This window comes from Sinomonas sp., assembly GCF_036848755.1.
GTDB lineage: Bacteria > Actinomycetota > Actinomycetes > Actinomycetales > Micrococcaceae > Sinomonas.
The window spans coordinates 1-17,490 of the sequence record NZ_DAIUJO010000078.1 but is presented as its reverse complement, the minus strand read 5'-3'; the positions used below and the strand labels follow the sequence as shown (position 1 = coordinate 17,490).

At 68.7% G+C, this 17,490-nt stretch carries 16 protein-coding genes; 11 read left to right on the top strand and 5 right to left on the bottom strand.

What is annotated here, in order from left to right; translation table 11 throughout:
* The 7 genes from V7053_RS13010 to V7053_RS12980 form a co-directional block, all read left to right on the top strand.
* Positions 1-1,283 (top strand): L-fucose/L-arabinose isomerase family protein (locus V7053_RS13010; protein ID WP_334172696.1); only part of this gene is annotated, 1,283 nt, incomplete at its 5' end.
* A 1-nt stretch (position 1,284) separates the two neighbouring features.
* Complete coding sequence (locus V7053_RS13005; protein WP_334172695.1) at positions 1,285-2,577, top strand: MFS transporter; 1,293 nt, start codon at positions 1,285-1,287, stop codon at positions 2,575-2,577.
* 85 nt (positions 2,578-2,662) lie between these two features.
* Positions 2,663-3,679 (top strand): LacI family DNA-binding transcriptional regulator, encoded by a 1,017-nt coding sequence (locus V7053_RS13000; RefSeq protein WP_334172694.1) that lies wholly within the window; start codon positions 2,663-2,665, stop codon positions 3,677-3,679.
* 91 nt (positions 3,680-3,770) lie between these two features.
* Positions 3,771-5,234 (top strand): L-fucose/L-arabinose isomerase family protein, encoded by a 1,464-nt coding sequence (locus V7053_RS12995; RefSeq protein ID WP_334172693.1) that lies wholly within the window; start codon positions 3,771-3,773, stop codon positions 5,232-5,234.
* A gap of 2 nt (positions 5,235-5,236) precedes the next feature.
* A complete protein-coding gene (locus V7053_RS12990) occupies positions 5,237-5,626 on the top strand; it encodes a putative quinol monooxygenase (RefSeq protein WP_334172697.1) in 390 nt (129 codons plus the stop codon).
* Between the two features lie 94 nt (positions 5,627-5,720).
* Positions 5,721-5,957, top strand: coding sequence for a hypothetical protein (locus V7053_RS12985; protein ID WP_334172692.1), 237 nt, complete (start codon positions 5,721-5,723; stop codon positions 5,955-5,957).
* A gap of 204 nt (positions 5,958-6,161) precedes the next feature.
* A complete protein-coding gene (locus tag V7053_RS12980; RefSeq protein WP_334172691.1) occupies positions 6,162-7,052 on the top strand; it encodes a helix-turn-helix transcriptional regulator in 891 nt (296 codons plus the stop codon).
* Positions 7,053-7,100: 48 nt separating this feature from the next.
* Here V7053_RS12980 and V7053_RS12975 read toward each other — a convergent pair whose 3' ends face one another.
* The 4 genes from V7053_RS12975 to V7053_RS12960 all read right to left on the bottom strand — a co-directional run bounded on the left by V7053_RS12975 (position 7,101) and on the right by V7053_RS12960 (position 11,426).
* On the bottom strand, positions 7,101-7,583 hold the full coding sequence (locus V7053_RS12975) for a hypothetical protein (protein WP_334172690.1): 483 nt from the start codon (positions 7,581-7,583) through the stop codon (positions 7,101-7,103).
* A gap of 876 nt (positions 7,584-8,459) precedes the next feature.
* The gene (locus V7053_RS12970) at positions 8,460-9,272 is read right to left on the bottom strand and encodes a formate/nitrite transporter family protein (RefSeq protein ID WP_334172689.1); all 813 of its coding nucleotides are present in this window, start codon (positions 9,270-9,272) and stop codon (positions 8,460-8,462) included.
* 173 nt (positions 9,273-9,445) lie between these two features.
* Complete coding sequence (locus V7053_RS12965; protein ID WP_334172688.1) at positions 9,446-10,210, bottom strand: fumarylacetoacetate hydrolase family protein; 765 nt, start codon at positions 10,208-10,210, stop codon at positions 9,446-9,448.
* Position 10,211: 1 nt separating this feature from the next.
* On the bottom strand, positions 10,212-11,426 hold the full coding sequence (locus V7053_RS12960; RefSeq protein WP_334172687.1) for an MFS transporter: 1,215 nt from the start codon (positions 11,424-11,426) through the stop codon (positions 10,212-10,214).
* Positions 11,427-11,672: 246 nt separating this feature from the next.
* Here V7053_RS12960 and V7053_RS12955 point away from each other — a divergent pair, with 246 nt between their 5' ends.
* The gene (locus V7053_RS12955; RefSeq protein WP_334172686.1) at positions 11,673-12,434 is read left to right on the top strand and encodes an IclR family transcriptional regulator; all 762 of its coding nucleotides are present in this window, start codon (positions 11,673-11,675) and stop codon (positions 12,432-12,434) included.
* On the opposite strand, the gene V7053_RS12950 is transcribed toward V7053_RS12955, so the two are convergent.
* Positions 12,352-13,380: a LysR family transcriptional regulator gene (locus V7053_RS12950; protein ID WP_334172685.1), complete on the bottom strand. Its 1,029-nt coding sequence runs from the start codon at positions 13,378-13,380 to the stop codon at positions 12,352-12,354. The two genes, V7053_RS12955 and V7053_RS12950, sit on opposite strands and share 83 nt — an antisense overlap.
* 108 nt (positions 13,381-13,488) lie before the next feature.
* Here V7053_RS12950 and V7053_RS12945 point away from each other — a divergent pair, with 108 nt between their 5' ends.
* The 3 genes from V7053_RS12945 to tcuA all read left to right on the top strand — a co-directional run.
* Positions 13,489-14,676, top strand: coding sequence for a PrpF domain-containing protein (locus tag V7053_RS12945; RefSeq protein WP_334172684.1), 1,188 nt, complete (start codon positions 13,489-13,491; stop codon positions 14,674-14,676).
* A 144-nt stretch (positions 14,677-14,820) separates the two neighbouring features.
* Positions 14,821-16,206 carry an MFS transporter gene (locus tag V7053_RS12940; RefSeq protein WP_334172683.1) on the top strand — a complete coding sequence of 462 codons (1,386 nt, stop codon included), beginning with the start codon at positions 14,821-14,823 and terminating at the stop codon, positions 16,204-16,206.
* A gap of 92 nt (positions 16,207-16,298) precedes the next feature.
* Positions 16,299-17,490, top strand: a 1,192-nt coding sequence (gene tcuA / locus V7053_RS12935; RefSeq protein WP_334172682.1) for an FAD-dependent tricarballylate dehydrogenase TcuA, incomplete at its 3' end; no start/stop codon positions are given.

Genomic DNA, 17,490 nt, shown 5'->3' with positions numbered 1-17,490 from the left:
TCGGTTTCGTGTCCGATCCGGTTCAGGGAGCGGCGGTAGGAGAGCGGGTGCGCCGCCATGGGCCGGACCTGATCGTACTGTTCGTCGCCACGTACATGACGAGTGCCCAGGTCCTCCCGGTGTTCCAGCACGGCGGCGCCCCCGTGCTGCTGGTGTGCCTCCAGCCGGGGGCGAGCATGGACCACGAGCGCTTCGGCACGGGGGACTGGCTCGGCTACGCGGGCTCGGCGGCCTTGCCTGAGATGTGCGCGGCGCTGGAGCGGCTCGGCCTGAGGGCGCGGAGCGTGGCTGGGCATCTCGAGGATCCCCGGGCGTGGGAGAAGATCGGCCGCGTAGTGCGGGCGGCGGGCGTGACGGCGAACCTGCGAAGGGCCCGGTACGGGCTGTTGGGCCACCTGTACCCGGGAATGTTCGACATCGCTTCCAATCTCACCTCTGTCTGCTCGAGCTTGGGCGGCCACGTCGAGATCCTTGAGCTGGACGACCTGCGTCGGCTCTTCGACGAGGTAGGCGAGGCCCAGACCGATGCGAAGCTGGAGCAGATCGAGTCGGTCTTCGAGATCGCCCCGGGCACCGACCTCGCCAACGTCCGCTTCCAAGCGCGCGCGGCCGTGGCCTTGGACCGGCTCGTCGACGAATACGGCCTGGACACCCTCGCCTACTTCCACATGGGCAACTCGAATGACATCTACGGGCGACTGGCCACTGCGCTGCCGCTTGGAGCCACGATCCTCTCGACCCGCGGGGTCCCCACAGTGACCGAGTTCGAGCTCAGGGCGGGCATCGCGATGCTCATCACCGGGATGCTCGGGGGAGGCGGGGCGTTCACCGAGGGGCAGGCCCTCGACTTCGACCGTGGCCATGTGGAGCTCGGCCACAACGACGCCGCCGACGCCTCGATCACGTCTTCAAGACCTCTCGTGCGGAGTCTTGAGGTCTTCCACGGCAAGGCGGGCGGCGGGGCCTCCGTGGAGGCCACCGTCAAGCCGGGGCCCGTCACCCAGTTCTCCATCGGGGAGCTGCGCGACGGCCGGCTCCGGTTCGTCGCCTCCGAAGGGGAGGCCGTGCCCGGTCCGGCCCTGCGGATAGGCAACACGACTACCCGGGTCGACTTCGGCTGCGACCCGGGGGACTGGACCGAAGCCTGGTCCGAGTCCGGCTCCACACACCACTGGTCGATGGGCGTGGGCCATCTTGCCGCGGACATCGCCACCGTCGCGGACCTGCTCGGAGTCGAGTTCGTCCGCATCCAACCCTCACCATTTTCCGAAGGGAAACACTGACATGAAGATCGGAAGCAAGAGCACTACGGGCTGGAGGGCGACGATCTCGGTCTCGATGTCCAACTACATCGAGGCAGGATCGATCATCGCCATCGCCACGAGCCTGGGTTTCTGGCAGAAGGCGTTCGGGATCGACGACTTCGCCGTCGGCCTGTTGGCCGCCATCAGCGCCAACGCCTTCGGCGCAGCCGTCGGGGCCATCCTCGGCGGCCCTCTGACGGACCGCTTCGGCCGGAAGTTCATCTACACCTACGACCTCCTGCTCTACATGCTCGGAGTCCTCCTGGCCGTGTTCGCGTTCAACTACGGGATGCTCATGCTCGCCTTCGTGCTGACGGGCATCGCCGTCGGGGCAGGTGTGCCGGCCTCCTGGACCTACATCGCCGAGCAGGCCCCTCCGGGAGGACGGGCCAAGCACGTCGGCACAGCACAGCTGGCCTGGTCGATGGGCCCCGTGATCGGCTTCGCCCTGGCCGCGGCCATGGGTCCGCTCGGGCTGCTGGGCAGCAGGATCATCTTCGCCCACCTGTTCGTCGTCGCCGCGATCGTGTGGTGGATCCGCCAAGGGCTCCCGGAATCGCAGATCTGGAAGGAAGAGCGGAACGTCAGCGCAGGGGCGGCCGCGCTGTACGGCAAGGGGGTGAAGGCGCTGTTCTCGCGAAAGCCCAACATCACCGCGCTCCTGTTCCTGTTCGGCGTCTACGGCTTCTGGGGCGTCGTCGCAGGCCAGGCTGGGATCTTCATGCCTCGCGTCTACGCCGCCTCGGGCGTCCAGAGCGCTGTCGAGCAGGACCTCCTGCAGGTCCTCCTCTGGGGCTGCACCGTTCTGGCAACCTACTTCGGCTACATGCTCCTGGCCGACCGTATGTCCCGGCGCGTCCTCTACTCGGCCGGCGCAGCGTTGGGTGTCCTGGGCTGGGTGCTGCTGGTCTTCGCGCAGCCGTCCCTGCCGACCCTGCTCCTGTTCGCCGTCTCCTGGGGCATCTCCTGCGGCATCGGCGCCCAGGCGTTCTACGGGCTGTGGACCAGCGAGCTGTTCGCGACGCCGTACCGCGCGAGCGCCCAGGGCGTGCTGTTCTTCGCAGCCCGGGTCGCCATCGGATGCCTGAGCTACTTCTTCCCGGTGCTCCTGACCCAGGCGGGAGTCCCCGCGGTAGGCCTGCTCATGATCGCGCTGCTCGTAGTGGCCCTCCTCGTGGGCGCCGTCTGGGCACCGCAGACACGCGGGAAGTCGCTCCAGCAGATCGAGCGGGAGCGCTACGGCGAAGTCATCGACTCGACGCCGGTATCGTGAGACCGTGTCCGGCCCGGGGTGACCGGGCCGGACACCATCACACGGATCCGCAGGACCGTGGCCCACGGCAGGGAGGCGATGAGCAGTGGCCAGAGGTGAATTGGGCGTCGCGGCGGTAGCGCGACGGGCTGGCGTGTCCACCGCGACCGTCTCGAACGTGATCAACCGCCCCGAGGTAGTCTCGGCGGCCACACGCTCCAAGGTCCTCGCCGCGATCAAGGAGCTCGATTTCGTCCCCAACCGGGCCGCGGCCACCCTGCGGCAGGGATCGAACCGGCTCGTCGGGCTCGTCGTGCCGGAGATCCTGAACCCGTTCTATGCAGCGATCGCCAGCTCGGTCGCCGACGCGGCCGACCGGGCCGGCTACGCGATCGCCCTGTGTGTCAGCCACGACGACCCAGCACGGGAGCTGCGCCACTTCGAGACGCTCGCCGAGCAGCGGGCGGCCGGGGCCCTCGTCGTCCCCCTCTCGGCGGACCCTTCGCGCCTGTCTCAGCTGAGGATGGTCGGGGCCCGTCTCGTGCTGGTCGACCGCGTGAGCGCGGAGCATGAGGGCTGCTCGGTCGCGATCGACGACGTCGAGGGCGGAAGGATCGCCGTCGAGCACCTCCTGGCAGGCGCGCCGCGGTCGATCGCGCTCGTCAATGGCCCCCGCTCCATCCCGCAGTGCGTCAACCGGCGAGTGGGGGCCCGGACGGCGATGGCCGCGGCGGGACTCGACCCGGACTCGCTCGTCGAGTTCGAGGTCACGGACATGACTGTCGACGAGGGCAGGAGGGTGGGCATCGAGATCGCCCGCGCCGGCGGCCCGCGGGCCGTGTTCTGCATCAACGACCAGCTGGCGGTCGGCGTCATGCGCGGGCTCGGGGAGGAGGGGGTCTCCACCCCGGCCGAGGCCCTCGTGGTGGGCTACGGCGACCTGGATCTGGCCACCGAAGGCGCCCTGCCGTTGACCACCGTGGGCCAGCCCAAGCGGGAGCTCGGAGAGCTCGCCCTCAGCAGGCTCCTTGCGGAGCTTCGCGAAGGGGACTCGCATCACCACACCGCGACCATGCTCCAGCCCTACCTCGTCGTGCGCGATTCCGCACCTGCAGCGGCCTAGGCAGAACTGCGCCCGGGCCCCTTATCCATCGTCTTTCTTTAATCGATTAATCGAGGCCGGTACGGGCCTCCCGAGAAGCAAAGGACCCAGCATGGACCACAATGCCTCGCTGCTCACCCAGAACCAGGGCGCCATCGCCGACCTCCTGCCCCCCAAGGCGCGCCGGCGGGCACGGATCGGCCTCGTCGCGGGGGGCCTGGGCACCTACTGGCCCCAGTTCCCCGAGCTGCTCCCGCAGCTGCAGGCCTCCGCCCGCTACGTCGCCGGACGCTTCGAGGCGATGGACGCCGACGTGACCGACGTGGGCTTCATCTCCGATGCCCAGGAGGCCGCGGTGGCCGCCGAGGCGCTGCGCCGGGCGGACTGCGACCTGATCGTCATGTTCCTCACGACGTACCTGACTTCCTCGATGGTGCTGCCCATCGCCCAGCGGGGGAACACTCCCGTGCTGGTGATCGATCTCCAGCCGACCGAGAAGATGGACCACGCGAACTTCGACACCGGTGCATGGCTGGCCTACTGCGGGCAGTGCCCCGTGCCCGAGGTCGGGAACGTCTTCCGCCGCGCTGGCATCCCGTTCCGCTCCGTCTCCGGCTGGCTGCGGCAGGAGTCTGCCTGGGCGCGCATCGGCCAGTGGATCACCGCGGCGCGCATCCGGGCGGCACTGCGCCACGCCCGCCACGGCCTCATGGGGCACGTCTACCCTGGCATGCTGGATGTCTCCACCGACCTGACGCTGCTGCCGGTCACCTTCGGCTCCCATGTGGAGGTGCTCGAGTTCGACGACCTGCGCGTGCGGGTCGAGAAGGTCACCGACGGAGAGACCGCCGCCCGCATGGAGCTTGCCCGTGAGGTCTTCTCCCTCGATGAGAGCGTGGTGGACTCCGACTTCGCCTGGGGCGCCCGGGTCTCGGTCGGGCTCGACCGGCTCGTGGAGGACTTCGACCTGGACTCCCTGGCCTACTACCACCGCGGCCTGGACGGCGAGCAGCACGAGAGGCTCGGGGCGGGAATGATCCTGGGTGCCTCCCTGCTCACCGCACGCGGCATCCCGACCACCGGGGAGTACGAGCTGCGCACGACCGTCGCCCAGCTCGCCACCGAGACCGCCGGCGCCGGCGGGTCCTTCTGCGAGATCCAGAGCCTGAACTTCGAGGACATGGTCGTGGAGATGGGCCACGACGGGCCGGCCCACCTGGCCGTATCCTCCCGCGAGCCTCTCCTGCGCGGCCTCGGCGTCTACCATGGCAAGCGCGGCTGGGGGGTCTCGGTCGAATTCGACGTCCAGCACGGCCCCGTGACCCTCCTGGGCCTGGGCCAGGACGCCGATGGAACGCTGGCCTTCATCGCCTCCGAAGGCGAGGTCGTCCCCGGGCCCCTGCTCGAGATCGGCAACACGACCAGCAGGGTCGACTTCGGCCGCGACCCCGGCGAATGGGTCGACGACTGGTCCGCCACCGGGATCGGCCACCACTGGTCGCTCTCCACCGGCCACCGCGCCGCCGACTACAAGGCCGCCGCGTCCCTGCTCGGCATCGACTACCGGCAGGTGTGAGCATGCCCGTCACCGTCGTCGCCGTCCTCACCGCCAAGCCCGGCCTCGGGGCCGCCGTGATCGAGTCCTTCCGCGAGGTCTCGCCCCTCGTCCACGCAGAACCCGGCTGCGAACTCTACGCCGCCCACCTCGAACAGGACGGCGACACCGTCGTCATGGTCGAACGGTGGGCCACCCGAGGCGACCTCGACGCCCACGCCGGCGGAGCTGCCCTCCGGCGCCTCAACGAACTCAACCAGGACCTGCTCCAACGCCCCTACGACGTCTGGTTCCTCGACCCCGTCCCGCTCGGCCACCCCGCCAAAGGCACCGTAGAGCGGCACGGGATGCGGGCAGCATCCAGCAGCGACGGGGTGACAACGGGATCACCCTCGACGCGATCGTCCTCCTGAAGGGCATCCCCCCGGCTGCGGAGGCAGCACAGGACTGGTCTCATAAGCCAATGGGGCCGATAGGCTGACCCAGCCCGGCGCCCCCGCGGACGCGGTGGACCTGGCCGAACATGCCATGGGGGAGTTCACCCATCAGGAGAGGCAACTCCTGACTCTGGCCCGGATCGCCGCCAAGCATTATCGCCCGACAGCTGAACCCGTTCCCGACTTCGAGCTCACCGACGAGGAGATGGCCCGGATCGCCGGGCTCGACACCGGCCGAAGCCTCTTCTTCGACCACCGCGACCCGACGCAGGCCGCCCGGCTGACCGCCGCGCGCCTGGACATCTGACGGATTAGGCCCACCAGCAGGCGCGGACGGAGGTCGTTTCCCACCACGGCGCCCGGGTGCGAGCCACGGCCGAGGGGACACGGAGGTGCTCGGCGGGGTCCTCGTCGGGGACTTCACGGTCGCCCATATGGCTGGCCATGGGCTGCCTATCCGTGTACTGGCAGGGCACCCCACGGACCCGGCTCGGACCGTAGTCTCGGATGCATGGACACCAGAAGCGAAGTGCGCGAGTTCCTGCGCAGACGCCGCGCGAAGGTCACCCCCGAGCAGGCGGGCATGCCGGGCGGCGGACGACGGCGCGTGCCCGGCCTGCGCCGGGAGGAGGTCGCCCTGCTCGCGAACGTGAGCGTTGACTACTACGCCCGGCTCGAGCGGGGAGACCTCTCCGGGGTCTCCGAGGAGATCCTGGACGCGCTCGCCCGCACCCTCCAACTCGACGAGGCGGAGACCGCGCACCTGTTCCACCTCGCCCGCGCCGCCCAGCGGCAGCTGCCCTCGCGCCGTCGTCCGCCCGGCAAGCCCCAGGTGCGCGCGAGCCTGCAGCGGCTCCTCGACGCGGTCACGGAGGCGCCGGCCTGGGTGCGCAACGAGCGGATGGACTTCGTGGCGATGAACGCCCTCGGCCGCGCCCTCTACGCCCCGGCGATGCAGGACGCCGGCAGCCCGCCGAACAACGCCCGCTTCCTGTTCCTCGACCCCGCCGCGCGGGAGTTCTACCCGGACTGGAGGAAGAACATGGACGACGTCGTCGCCACGCTGCGCGGCTACGCCGGGCGGAACCCGCACAACAAGGACCTCACGGACCTGATCGGCGAGCTGGTCACTCGCAGCGAAGACTTCCGCGCCCGCTGGGCGGCCCACGACGTCCGCTTCCACCGCACGGGTCTCAAGCGCATCCACCACCCCGTGGTCGGCGATCTCGAGCTCGACTATGAGGCCTTCGAACTGCCTTCGAATCCCGGATGGACAATGTTCGCCTACACCGCCGCGCCGGGCTCGGCGAGCGGGGAACGGCTCAGGCTCCTGGCCAGTTGGGCGGCGACGAACGCCGCCGAAGCACCGACACAAGCCGCATCGGATCTGCCAGCCGACTGAAGGACAACCGGAAGTCGTCGTCTGCACGCGCGGCAGACCGGCCAAGAATCAGGTCTGGATCGCGTTCGCGCCTGCCGGAAGCATCTCCGCGACCTTGATCCCGGCGACTACGACGGCGAGGATTGCGGTCCCCACGACTGCCCACACCGGGGCGAGGCCCCTGGGCCGGGCGAGCCTGCGCACGACCACCGATCGACCGATGACATACACGGCCGGCGCGAGAAACGCCCACGCCCAGTGGAACGGCCTCAAGACACCCTCAGCCTTCAGCTTCTTCCAGTCTCGGTACGCGGACCAGACGCAAAGCACGTAGCCGATGAGTCCCGCGAGGAGCACCGCGAAGTAGACAGGCGTGAAGACCGAGTCCATCTCGAGCATGCGAATGCGCTGGCTGCCGCTTACCAGAGTGCGGTAGCTGAGCGTCGGCTTCCAGACGAGCTCGAGCAGGACATTCGCAAGGGGCACGAGGGCGACGGCCCAGATCGCCCCGTTGTACACGGCCGCCCCAGGACCGAACGGGGGCCGACCCACGCCACCTTGGAGGAAGGCCTCATCCTGGCGCGGATCGGCCCAAGGGCGCCCGTCCCGCCATCGCAGGTGCCCGGGGAACTCTGGCGCCGGGGGCCTGCCCGGAGGCTGAGGAGAAGGACCCGTCACCTTTGCGCCCTCAGGCGGCCACCCACCGCTTGCACCCACCACTGTGAACCCCCTCATCTGGCGAGGACCACGGACGATTGCCGGGCCAGTAACGGCGATCCTAAGGGACCACGGCCGACTGGGGACAGAGCTGGGCCACCACCTGTGTGACGGCACTTGTCAAGTGCAGGCGGGACCAAGGTCCTTGTTGATCCATCCAGACGATGGATAAATTGGAGTCGCTTCGCTGGGCACCTTCGATTCCCGGCGCAGCTCCGGATCATCTTGGGGGAGGTCTTGCCATGACGGAATGTTGTGCGCCCGTGTCCGCTCGATTCGCCATCGGGGAGGTCGTGCGGTTCCGCCGCGCAGTGAAAGACCCGTTCCTTGCGGAGGAGCGGGTGCGCGAGGGCGATGCGGGCGAGGTCGCCCACGTCCTGGCAGGTCTGGACCCGGTCGGGATCGTCGTGAGACTCGACACGCCCCGCGTGCCGGGGTTCGCGCGGATCATCGTGACCGAGGATCACCTCGAGCTCGCCGAACAGACAATGCTCGACATGCGAGAGGCTGGACTCGCCGACCCAGCGGCAGAGACAGAGGCTGCCCCCGCCCTGATGCCCTCCTCAGTGGCCGTCCTCGCGTCCCGTCGGCGGCCTGTGCTCGGGACCGTGGTCGGACTGGACCGTGCAGCCCCGATTGCTGGAAGACTCATCTGCTCCCGATCGTCGCCCGTACTGCCAGTTCCGGTCTGCGAGAGGCCTGGGTACCGCTTCAGGAGGAGCGAGCACGCCGCTCGCTCAGCAGTTCCTTGGTGCGGAGCAGTCGAAGCGCAGTCACCAGCAGGAGCCCGCCGAGGACGTTGAACACTGCGGTGTAGGCGAACCAGCCCAACCACTGGCCGTAGCCGAACGGTGCGCCTGCGTGGAGGGCACCGAAGATCAGCAGTGAATCGAGCACCGAGTGGAACAGGGGCAGACCCGAGAGCAGGAACCCACCCGCCACCGCCGCGACGATCTTGGCCGGAACGGACTCCGTGCCCTGCTGCATCCGCGTCATCAGCGTGATCGTGCTGCCGCCCAACGTGGCCAGGCAAAGGGACTGGACGCTGGGTGGAGCCTCCGCGAAATGCCGAGCGGATTCGGTGACCGTAGGCGCCCATTCGGGAAAGGCCTGCATGACAAGCCACATGAAGCACCAGCCGCCGACGAGGTTCGCCGCAAGGGTTCCCATCCAGAGTTTGATGAGCTGCCCAAGGCGTGCCTGGCGGGCGGCGACCGCTGCGATGGGCACGAGAAAGCCCTCGGTGAAGAGTTCGCTCTTGGCCAGCAGAAGTGCGATGAATCCGATGCCGAAGGCAAGTCCGGCCAGCAGCCTGTTCCCGGTGGAGTGTTCGACCGCGAGGTAGGCCATGACACCGAGTCCGACCTCCACGCCCCCGAAGAAGCCAGTAATCAGCACCGAGAGCCACGTCCGGTGAAGGCGCTGTGCTCCCTCGGCCACGATTCGGTCGAAGGACTCCTCGATTTCCTCCTCGACGGGAGCGTCGTTGCTGCCGAGTTCCCTCCGACGGACCTCATCGCTCACGAACGGTCCTTCCGCCGACGAGCCGCGCGGGCTGACTGGCGCGATTGCCGCGGGCCCTCGCAGGTGCGATTTCGCTCATGGGTGTCCTTTTCCCAGGACTGTCCTTGATCTAACGCCGCAGCGGGGTGGCGCACGAAGGGCGGGCTTGAAGAGAGGGCTGCCGCGCAGGATCGTCAGCCCTCCGCTTGATCGCCCGTCGTGCGGCCTTCGACCGGGTTGTCCAGTTCTCCGAGCCCGTCGATCCGGACGCTGACCCGGTCGCCTGGACGAAGAGCTGGGGCCAGCCCCGGCGCCCCGGTGAGGACGAGGTCTCCGGCGCCGAGGGGCATGAGCCGGGCCAGATAGGCGAGTACCTCCCAGGGATTGCGGGCGAGACCGGCGGTCGAGGCTGTGCCCAGATCGGACCCGTTCAAGGCCACGGTGATCTCCAGGCTGGCCGGGTCCAGGTCCGTCTCGATCCACGGCCCCACGGGGGTGAAGGTGTGTCTGCTCTTGGCCGCGGTCCAGAGAGGGTCGTGGCCTTGGGCGCGGCGGTCCGTGATGTCGTTCGCGGCGGTGAAGCCCACGACACAGGAGGGCAGGTCGGCGGCCCGAACCGCCGTCGTGTCCCGTCCGATCACCAGGGCGAGCTCACCCTCGGCGACGATTTCCCCTCCGTCCCGGGGCAACTGCACCGCGGCGCCGGGGCCGACGACCGAGCGCGCGGCCTTCAGGAAGGCACCGGGCGGCCGCGCGCGGTCGGCGGGCCCGGTGTTGTGGGCCATGCCGACCACAGTGCGCGGTTCGACGGGTGCGAGCATGCGGGCCCGAGTCGGCGCCACCCGGATCCCAGTGGGCCGTGGCGGGGACGCGAAGGGGTCGGCCAGCACGGCGAATCCCTCGCCGTCCCAGCTCGCGTAGTCCGTCCCGCCGGGATGGGCGATCCTGCAGATGCGCATCTCAGGATGCTGCGCCGTGGAGGGCAGGCCGGTGGGGAGCCCGCACGAGCGGGATCAGGACCGCCGATCCGGCGAGGCTGAGCGCCATGAGCAGGAAGGATGCGCTGCTGGACCCGGTGGCTCCATCGAGCCATCCGACGAGGTACGAGCCGGCGAAGCCACCCAGGGCGCCCAGGGAATTGACGAGCGCGATCGCGGGACCAGCCACGTCCCGGGGCATGAGTTCTGGGATGGCGGCGAAGAAGGGCCCGTAGGGGGCGTACATCGCCGCGCCCGCGACCACGAGGAGGACGAAGGCGGCCCAGAAGTTCTTGGGGCCCAGAAGGTAGGAGACGTAGAAGGCCACCGCGCTGAGGGCCAGCCAAGGCCAGATATAGCGGTTGCGCCGGCCCGAGAGATCCGAGAGGCGGCTGTTGAACACCATGAGCACGACGGCGAACACGTAGGGGATCGCGGAGATCAGCCCGGTCAGTCCGATGCCTTGGCCGCCCGCAGCCTTGATGATCGAGGGGAGCCAGAAGACGAAGCCGTACACCCCGAGGCTCCAGAGGAAATACTGCACCGAGAGCACGACGACGTTGCGGGAGCGCAGCGCTGCCCGGATGGACGCGGCAGGAGCCATGGCGCGCTGCTCGGCGTCGAGGGCGTCCTCGACGTAGCGGCGTTCGGCGGGGTCAAGCCAGCGGGCCTGATGCGGGTGGTCGGAGACGAGGGCGCGGAAGACAAGCGCCCAGACGATCGCAGGCAGTCCTTCGACGATGAACATCCACCGCCACGAGGTGGCCTCGACCAGATACCCGGACACGGCGGTCAGCCACAGGACGGTGACCGGGTTGCCGAGGATCAGGTAGGTGTTCGCACGTCCGCGTTCGGCCTTGGTGAACCAGTGGCTCAGGAAGATCACCATCGCCGGCAGGACGGCAGCCTCCACGATGCCCAAGAGGAAGCGCACGACCATCAGGAGCGGGACCGAGGAGACGACGCCCTGCAGGGAGGCCAGGGCGCCCCACGCGATCAGGCTCCAGAAGATCAGGTTCCGGGCGCTGCGTCGCTCGGCGTACACACCCGCCGGCACCTGGAACAGGAAGTAGCCGAGGAAGAACAGCGCGCCGAGCAGAGCCGAGGCGCCGGCGTCCAGATGCAGGTCGGTCTTCATCCCTCCGGCAACGCCGATCGAATAGTTCGAACGGTCCAGATAGGCCAGCGAATATGTCACGAACGAGATCGGAAGGAGCCGGGCCCACCGGCTTCGTCCGGGCGACGCTGCAACTGACTCGGTAGCCCCGGCTCTCGATGCGGACTGGTCGGACATGAGATCACCTCACTGTGATGTTCCATATGGTGGAATGGCGTGTCGCCTCTTGGAAGCAAGTCTGCCCGTCTCTGAAGGGTCACACAAGGTATAGGCCAGAAATCTTTCTCTATCGCGGCATAACCTCCCACATCGTGGAATGATGGGGGTGTGAGTGAGACTCCTCCAGACATGGTCGGCAAAGCCCTCCTCCTGTTGACCCTGCTCGGCGACTATCCCGACGGGGCCTCCCTTTCGGAGGTGGCACGGCGTGCCGGCTTTCCTCTGAGCACCGCCCACCGGCTGGCTGCGGCTTTGGTGCGCGACGGCTACGCGTGCGTCGACGAGACGAGCCGCAGGTACAGCCTTGGGCTCCAGGTCTTCTCGCTCGCCAGTCGCGTCGCACACAGACATGGATTCGCGGGATCTGCGCTGCCGGTCCTGCGGAGGCTCGCGGACCAGACCTCGGAGAGCGCCCTGATGTCTGTACTCGACGGCCAGCACCAGCTCTACGTGCATCATGTCCAGGGCAGGCATTCGGTGAGCGTCAGCGGCGAACCGGGCCGACGCGGGCCCCTGCACTGCACCTCGATGGGCAAGGTGCTCATCGCGTTCGCCGGAGAAGCAGAAGGCAAGGAACTCGTGGAGGACCTCGAGCTCACCGCGTTCTCGCCTCACACGATCGTCGACAGGGAACAGTTCCGGGACGAGATCCGCAGCGTCCGGGACCACGGCTACGCGATTGCGGATGAAGAACACGAGGCCGGCATCCGGGCCATCGGTGTCCCGGTGAAGAACCTCGACGGCGTCACGATCGCGGCCGTCTCAGTGGCGGCGCCAGCCTACCGGGTCAGCCGCGAGAAGCTGCTCGACTACCTCCCGGCCCTCGAGGTGGCCGCACGGGAACTGACGATCCTCCTGCCCCCGAGGTAGGGGGCAGCGAGACCTCGCGGGACGGGCTTGGCTGGAGGGGCCTCCATGTGCGTCCGGTCTCGATCAGGAGCCTGCCCATCGCCTCCGCCGCGGGAGAAAGCCGTTCCCCACGGCGGCGTGCGAGCACGATTCGACGGGTCGGCGGAGTTGGCGAAACGATGGCAAGGACCCGGATATCAGTGCGCAAGGTGTAGAGGGACAGCTGGGGCACGAGGGCGATCCCCATTCCGATGGCGACCATGGCCTGGGCTTCCTGGTAGCTGCGGGCCTCGAAGGTGACGATGGGGTCGAAGCCCGCGCCCTCGCAGGCGGCTTGGAGCAGGGCCAGGACGTTGGGGGATGTGCGGATGATCCATGGCTCGTGCCTGAGCTCCTCCATTCGCACCGACGACCGCCCTGCCAGTTGATGGCTAGCGGGGACCAAGAGGACGTTCGGATCGCGGAAGATCAGCTCGGTGCTCAGGCCCCTCTCGGCCATGCCTTCAGGGCCGTCGCGGTCCCACGTAATGGCCAGCTCGATCTCCCGGGCCTCGAGGAGGCGCTCGAGTCCTGAGAGCTGGGCGCTGTGGATCCGCAGGTCGACGCCCGGATGCTGCTCCCGGAAGCCGGAGATCGCCGTCGGCAGGAAGGACTCGGTGACGGTCGGGACGGTGCCCAGCCTCAGCGTGCCCGTGCTGAGCCCGGCGAGATCCTGGAGCTCTTCGTGAGCGGCGGAGACGATCCGCTCGATCTTCTCGGCATGGCGGACGACGGCGCGCCCCGCCTCTGTCAGGGTCACCCCCCGGGGCCGACGTTCGACGAGGGGCTGGCCGGCCTCGTCCTCCAGCTGCCCGACCTGCTGGGAGACGGCCGAGACGGTGTAGTTGAGGTTGGCGGCAGCGGCTGTGAGGGAACCGGCGCGCGCGACTTCGACCAGTACGAGCATGCGCCTGATGTCCATTGCCATCCGCTAATCCTACAGCAGAGCTAAAGGGGGTTTCAGGAACTTTAGCTGGTGCAAACTCCAGCCGCCGTCCACGCTTGTTCTGGGAGAAACCAGCCGAAGGAGTTACAGGTGAATCCAGAACAGGCCACGCTCGACGTCGCAGCGGCATGGGTGCGGGGAGGCACGAGCAAGTGCTGGATCTTCGCTGCCGAGGCAGTGCAGGCCGCGCAGCTCGAGCTCGACGTGCTGCTGGAGAATGCGCTCGGTTCGGGGGATCGCCGGCAGGTCGACGGAGTCGGCGGCGCGACCTCGACCACGTCCAAGGTCGCGGTCGTCTCCCCCTCGAGCGAGCCGGGCGCCGACGTCGACTACCTCTTCGGGCAGGTGGGGATCGAAGACCGCGTCGTCGAGTGGGGGAGCAACTGCGGGAACTGCGCCACCGCCGTCGGCCTCTACGCAGTCCAGGAGGGCCTTGTCGCCATCGAAGGGGAGACAACCACGGTCCGGCTCCGCAACGTCAACACCGGCGCGGCGCTGCAGGTCGCGGTCGCGACGCCCGGCGGGCGCGCCCCCCGGGCCGGGGATGCCCTCGTGCCCGGCGTCGAATCCGGCGGAGTTCCGGTCGAGCTGACGTTCCACGGGCCGTTCGACTTTGCCGGAGCGTTCCCCACCGGCCACCCGCGCCAAATCGTCAGCGCCGACGGGCTGGCTGGCGAGGCGACGATCGTCAGAGCGGGAGCGCCCGCGGTCCTGCTCGACGCGGACAGCGTCGGGATGACCGGGACCGAGAGTGCCCAGGACATCGCCGAGCGGCTTCCCATGCTGAGGGCCTTCCGGGCCGCCGGCGCGGTACTGCACGGTCTGATCCAGCCAGGCGAGCCCGCCCCGAACGCCGTGCCCAAGACAGGAGTCATCGGACCGGCGCGGGACTACCGGGCCTCGGACGGGACGCTCGTGCGGGCGCGGGACTACGACGTCGCGGTGCGCATGCTCTCCATGCACGCCGCCCACCCGGCGATCGGGCTGACCTCGGCGGTGGCGGTTGCGACGGCTGCGGCCACGGCCGGGACCATCGTGCACTCCTACCGGGCCGGACGCGGGAACAGCCTGCGGATCGGCACCCTTTCCGGCGTCGTCCAGGTGGAATGGACGACCTCCCCGGAGGGCAGCATCGAGGGCGTGTCCCTGCACCGCGCCGCGCGCAGGCTGGCCACCGCCGTCCTGCATGTCCCGACAGCGGACGACCCCCGGCTGCTCAGCGCAGCGGCAGGGGAACCCGCCGGGGCTTCCGCCGATAGCCTCGCAGTCCTGGCCTGAAGGGCCAGCCCACAGGGGCGCGCCCAATCTTCAATCCATCGAACGAAGCGGCGGAAGATCCTCAGCCGCACCAGCTACCCCTAGGCGGCGGCGGAAAAGTCGCTGACCATATCTATCAAGGAGGATAGATTGCTCACCCCAACTATGACGGCAGCACGTCTGGACCGTCTGCCGATCACCAAGGCGCACAAGATCGCCCTGGTGACCCTGTCCTTCGTGTTCCTCTTCGAGTTCGGAGACCTGAACACCTTCGCCTACGTCGCACCGGCTCTGGTCAAGCACCTCAGATTCTCCGTCCAGGACGTCGCGATCGTCACCTCGGCGGCGTTCCTCGGCATGGCCGTCGGTGCCATCTTCGGCGGACGCGTCTCGGACCTGATCGGGCGCAAACGGGCCCTGCTCTATTCGACCCTGGTGTTCTCCGTCTTCTCCCTGATCAACGCGGCAGGGTTCAATGTGCCCACCTTCGTCGCCTTCCGCTTCCTGACCGGGGTGGGGCTGTCGGCGATGGTCGTCGCCGCCACGACCTACATCTCAGAGGTCATGCCGGGTGCCAAGCGCGGCCGCATGCAGTCGGCCGTGATGGCAGTCGGTCTGGCCGGCATCCCCTTCATGTCGTTCTCGGCCCGGGGGATCGTCCCGCTGGGCAGTGAGACCTGGCGTCTGGTCTTTGTCCTCGGGTCCGCCGCGCTGCTGGCCGTTCCGGCTCTGCTGGTCCTGCCAGAGAGCCCCCGCTGGCTCGTCCACAAGGACCGGCTGCAGGCGGCAGAGGACGTCATCGCCCGGTTGGAGGGCCTGGCCGGACCGCTGGCGCCGCTTCGGGAGACGGCTGCGGCCTCGACCGCCGTACAGCCCAGCCTTGGGTATCGGAACCTCTTCCATGGCCGGACGGGCCGCACGACCCTGTTCCTGGCCGTCGTGTGGATCTTCCAGACTCTGGGCTTCTACGGCTTTGTGGCCTGGGTGCCTACCCTCCTGGCGCAGCACGGCTTCAGCGTCGCCGAGTCCTTGGGGTTCTCCGCCCTGACCACGATCGGCGCCGTTCCGGGGGCGCTGCTTGCTTGGCCGATGACCGACAGGCTCGGGCGCAAGGGGCCGCTCGTCGTCGTCTCCCTCGCTACCGCCGCCAGCGGTCTGGCGTACGGCCTGACGTTCAACCCCGTGGCGATCGTTGTCTTCGGCTTCTGCGTGAACCTCCTGATCCAGACCTTCGCGACCCTGCTGTACGCGTACAGCCCCGAGCTGTTCCCGACCGGGCTGCGCAACGCCGGGCACGGGCTGGTCTACGGCACAGGGCGCCTTGCGAACATCTTCGGACCCATGATCGTCGCCGCGATCTTCGCGGGCCTCGGCTATCAGGCCGTCTTCGTGTACATCGCAGCCTGCTGGCTCGTCGTCGCCGTCGCCATCGCCGTCTTCGGGCCCCGTACCGGGAGGCAGCCGCTGGAGACCGTCTCGGAGGAGACGGCTGCCGCAAGTCCGGTGAAGGCTCCGGACACGGCGGCCCGCACCGAATCCTCGCCGGCCTGACGGCCCGGCACCGCCAACCCCACCACCTGAGAGCTCGTCAATCCGGCGCTGCCGCGCGCGGCAGCGCCGGAGGCAATGAAAGGCACCCCTCTTTGAGCGAGTCCAACGCAACCAAGAACCCGAACAGGGACGCAGACGTCATCGTGGTCGGCGGCGGGAATGCCGCCTTCACTGCGGCCCATGCGGCCGCCGTGCGCGGCCGGAAGGTCCTGCTGCTGGAGAAGGCCCCGCGCGAGCTCTTCGGCGGCAACAGCTACTACACCGCGGGAGCCACAAGGATTGCCCACGGTGGGCTGAGCGACCTGCTCGACTTCGTCGAGCCGGACGAGCGCCACGCGGCCACAGAAGTCCCGCGCTACACGCCTGCCGACTATGCGAGGGACATGGAGAAGGTCACCGACGGCCGCAATGACGCCGCGCTCACCGAGGTGCTGGTCACCGAGGCCGGGCCTGGGCTGCGGTGGCTGAGCTCCCTGGGCCTGAGGTACCGGCTGATGTATGAGCGCCAGGCCTACGAGCGGCCGGACGGCAGCTACCTGTTCTGGGGCGGCCTGCACGTCGGCAACGTCGGTGGGGGCGAGGGCCTCATGCAGGACCACCTCCGGGTCGCCGAGGAACTCGGCACCGAGATCCGCTTCGGCCAGGATGTCTTCGGCCTCCTCACGGAGGGCGGGAGCGTGATCGGAGTGAAGGTCCGGCAGCAGGACGGCACGGTGCAGGAGCTGCGCGCTGAGTCCGTGGTGCTGGCCGCCGGTGGCTTCGAGGCGAACAGGGAACTGCGGCGCGAGCATCTCGGGCCGGGCTGGGAGAAGGCGAAGGTCAGGGGTACCCCTTACAACACCGGCCAGATGCTCGTCGCCGCGCTCGAGCTCGGGGCGGCGAAGGGAGGGGACTGGGGGTCCTGCCATGCCACGCAGTGGGACGCCTTCACGCCCGACAACGAATCCAATCGTGAGCTGACCAACAGGCTCACGCGGCAGAGCTACCCCCTCGGCATCATCGTCAACAGCCGGGCGCAACGGTTCCTGGACGAAGGGGAGGACTTCAGGAACTACACCTACGCCAAGTTCGGCAAGGTCGTCCTCGAACAGCCCGGGTCCATCGCCTACCAGATCTTCGACGCAGCCCTTCGCCCCATGCTGCGTCGCGAAGAATACGACATGCCGGGGGTCTCCACTGAGAGCGCAGACAGCATCGAGGATCTCGCCGAGCGGATCGGCATTGACCCCGAGGCCCTGGCCAAGACAGTCAACGACTACAACAACTCGATCGACCCCGCGATCC

Bases quoted from the DNA above. Each gene is read 5' to 3' on its own strand.
- V7053_RS13005 (WP_334172695.1), top strand. From the start codon at position 1,285: ATGAAGATCGGAAGCAAGAGCACTACGGGCTGGAGGGCGACGATCTCG.
- V7053_RS12995 (WP_334172693.1), top strand. From the start codon at position 3,771: ATGGACCACAATGCCTCGCTGCTCACCCAGAACCAGGGCGCCATCGCC.
- V7053_RS12990 (WP_334172697.1), top strand. From the start codon at position 5,237: ATGCCCGTCACCGTCGTCGCCGTCCTCACCGCCAAGCCCGGCCTCGGG.
- V7053_RS12980 (WP_334172691.1), top strand. From the start codon at position 6,162: ATGGACACCAGAAGCGAAGTGCGCGAGTTCCTGCGCAGACGCCGCGCG.
- V7053_RS12965 (WP_334172688.1), bottom strand. From the start codon at position 10,210: ATGCGCATCTGCAGGATCGCCCATCCCGGCGGGACGGACTACGCGAGC.
- V7053_RS12950 (WP_334172685.1), bottom strand. From the start codon at position 13,380: ATGGCAATGGACATCAGGCGCATGCTCGTACTGGTCGAAGTCGCGCGC.
- V7053_RS12940 (WP_334172683.1), top strand. From the start codon at position 14,821: ATGACGGCAGCACGTCTGGACCGTCTGCCGATCACCAAGGCGCACAAG.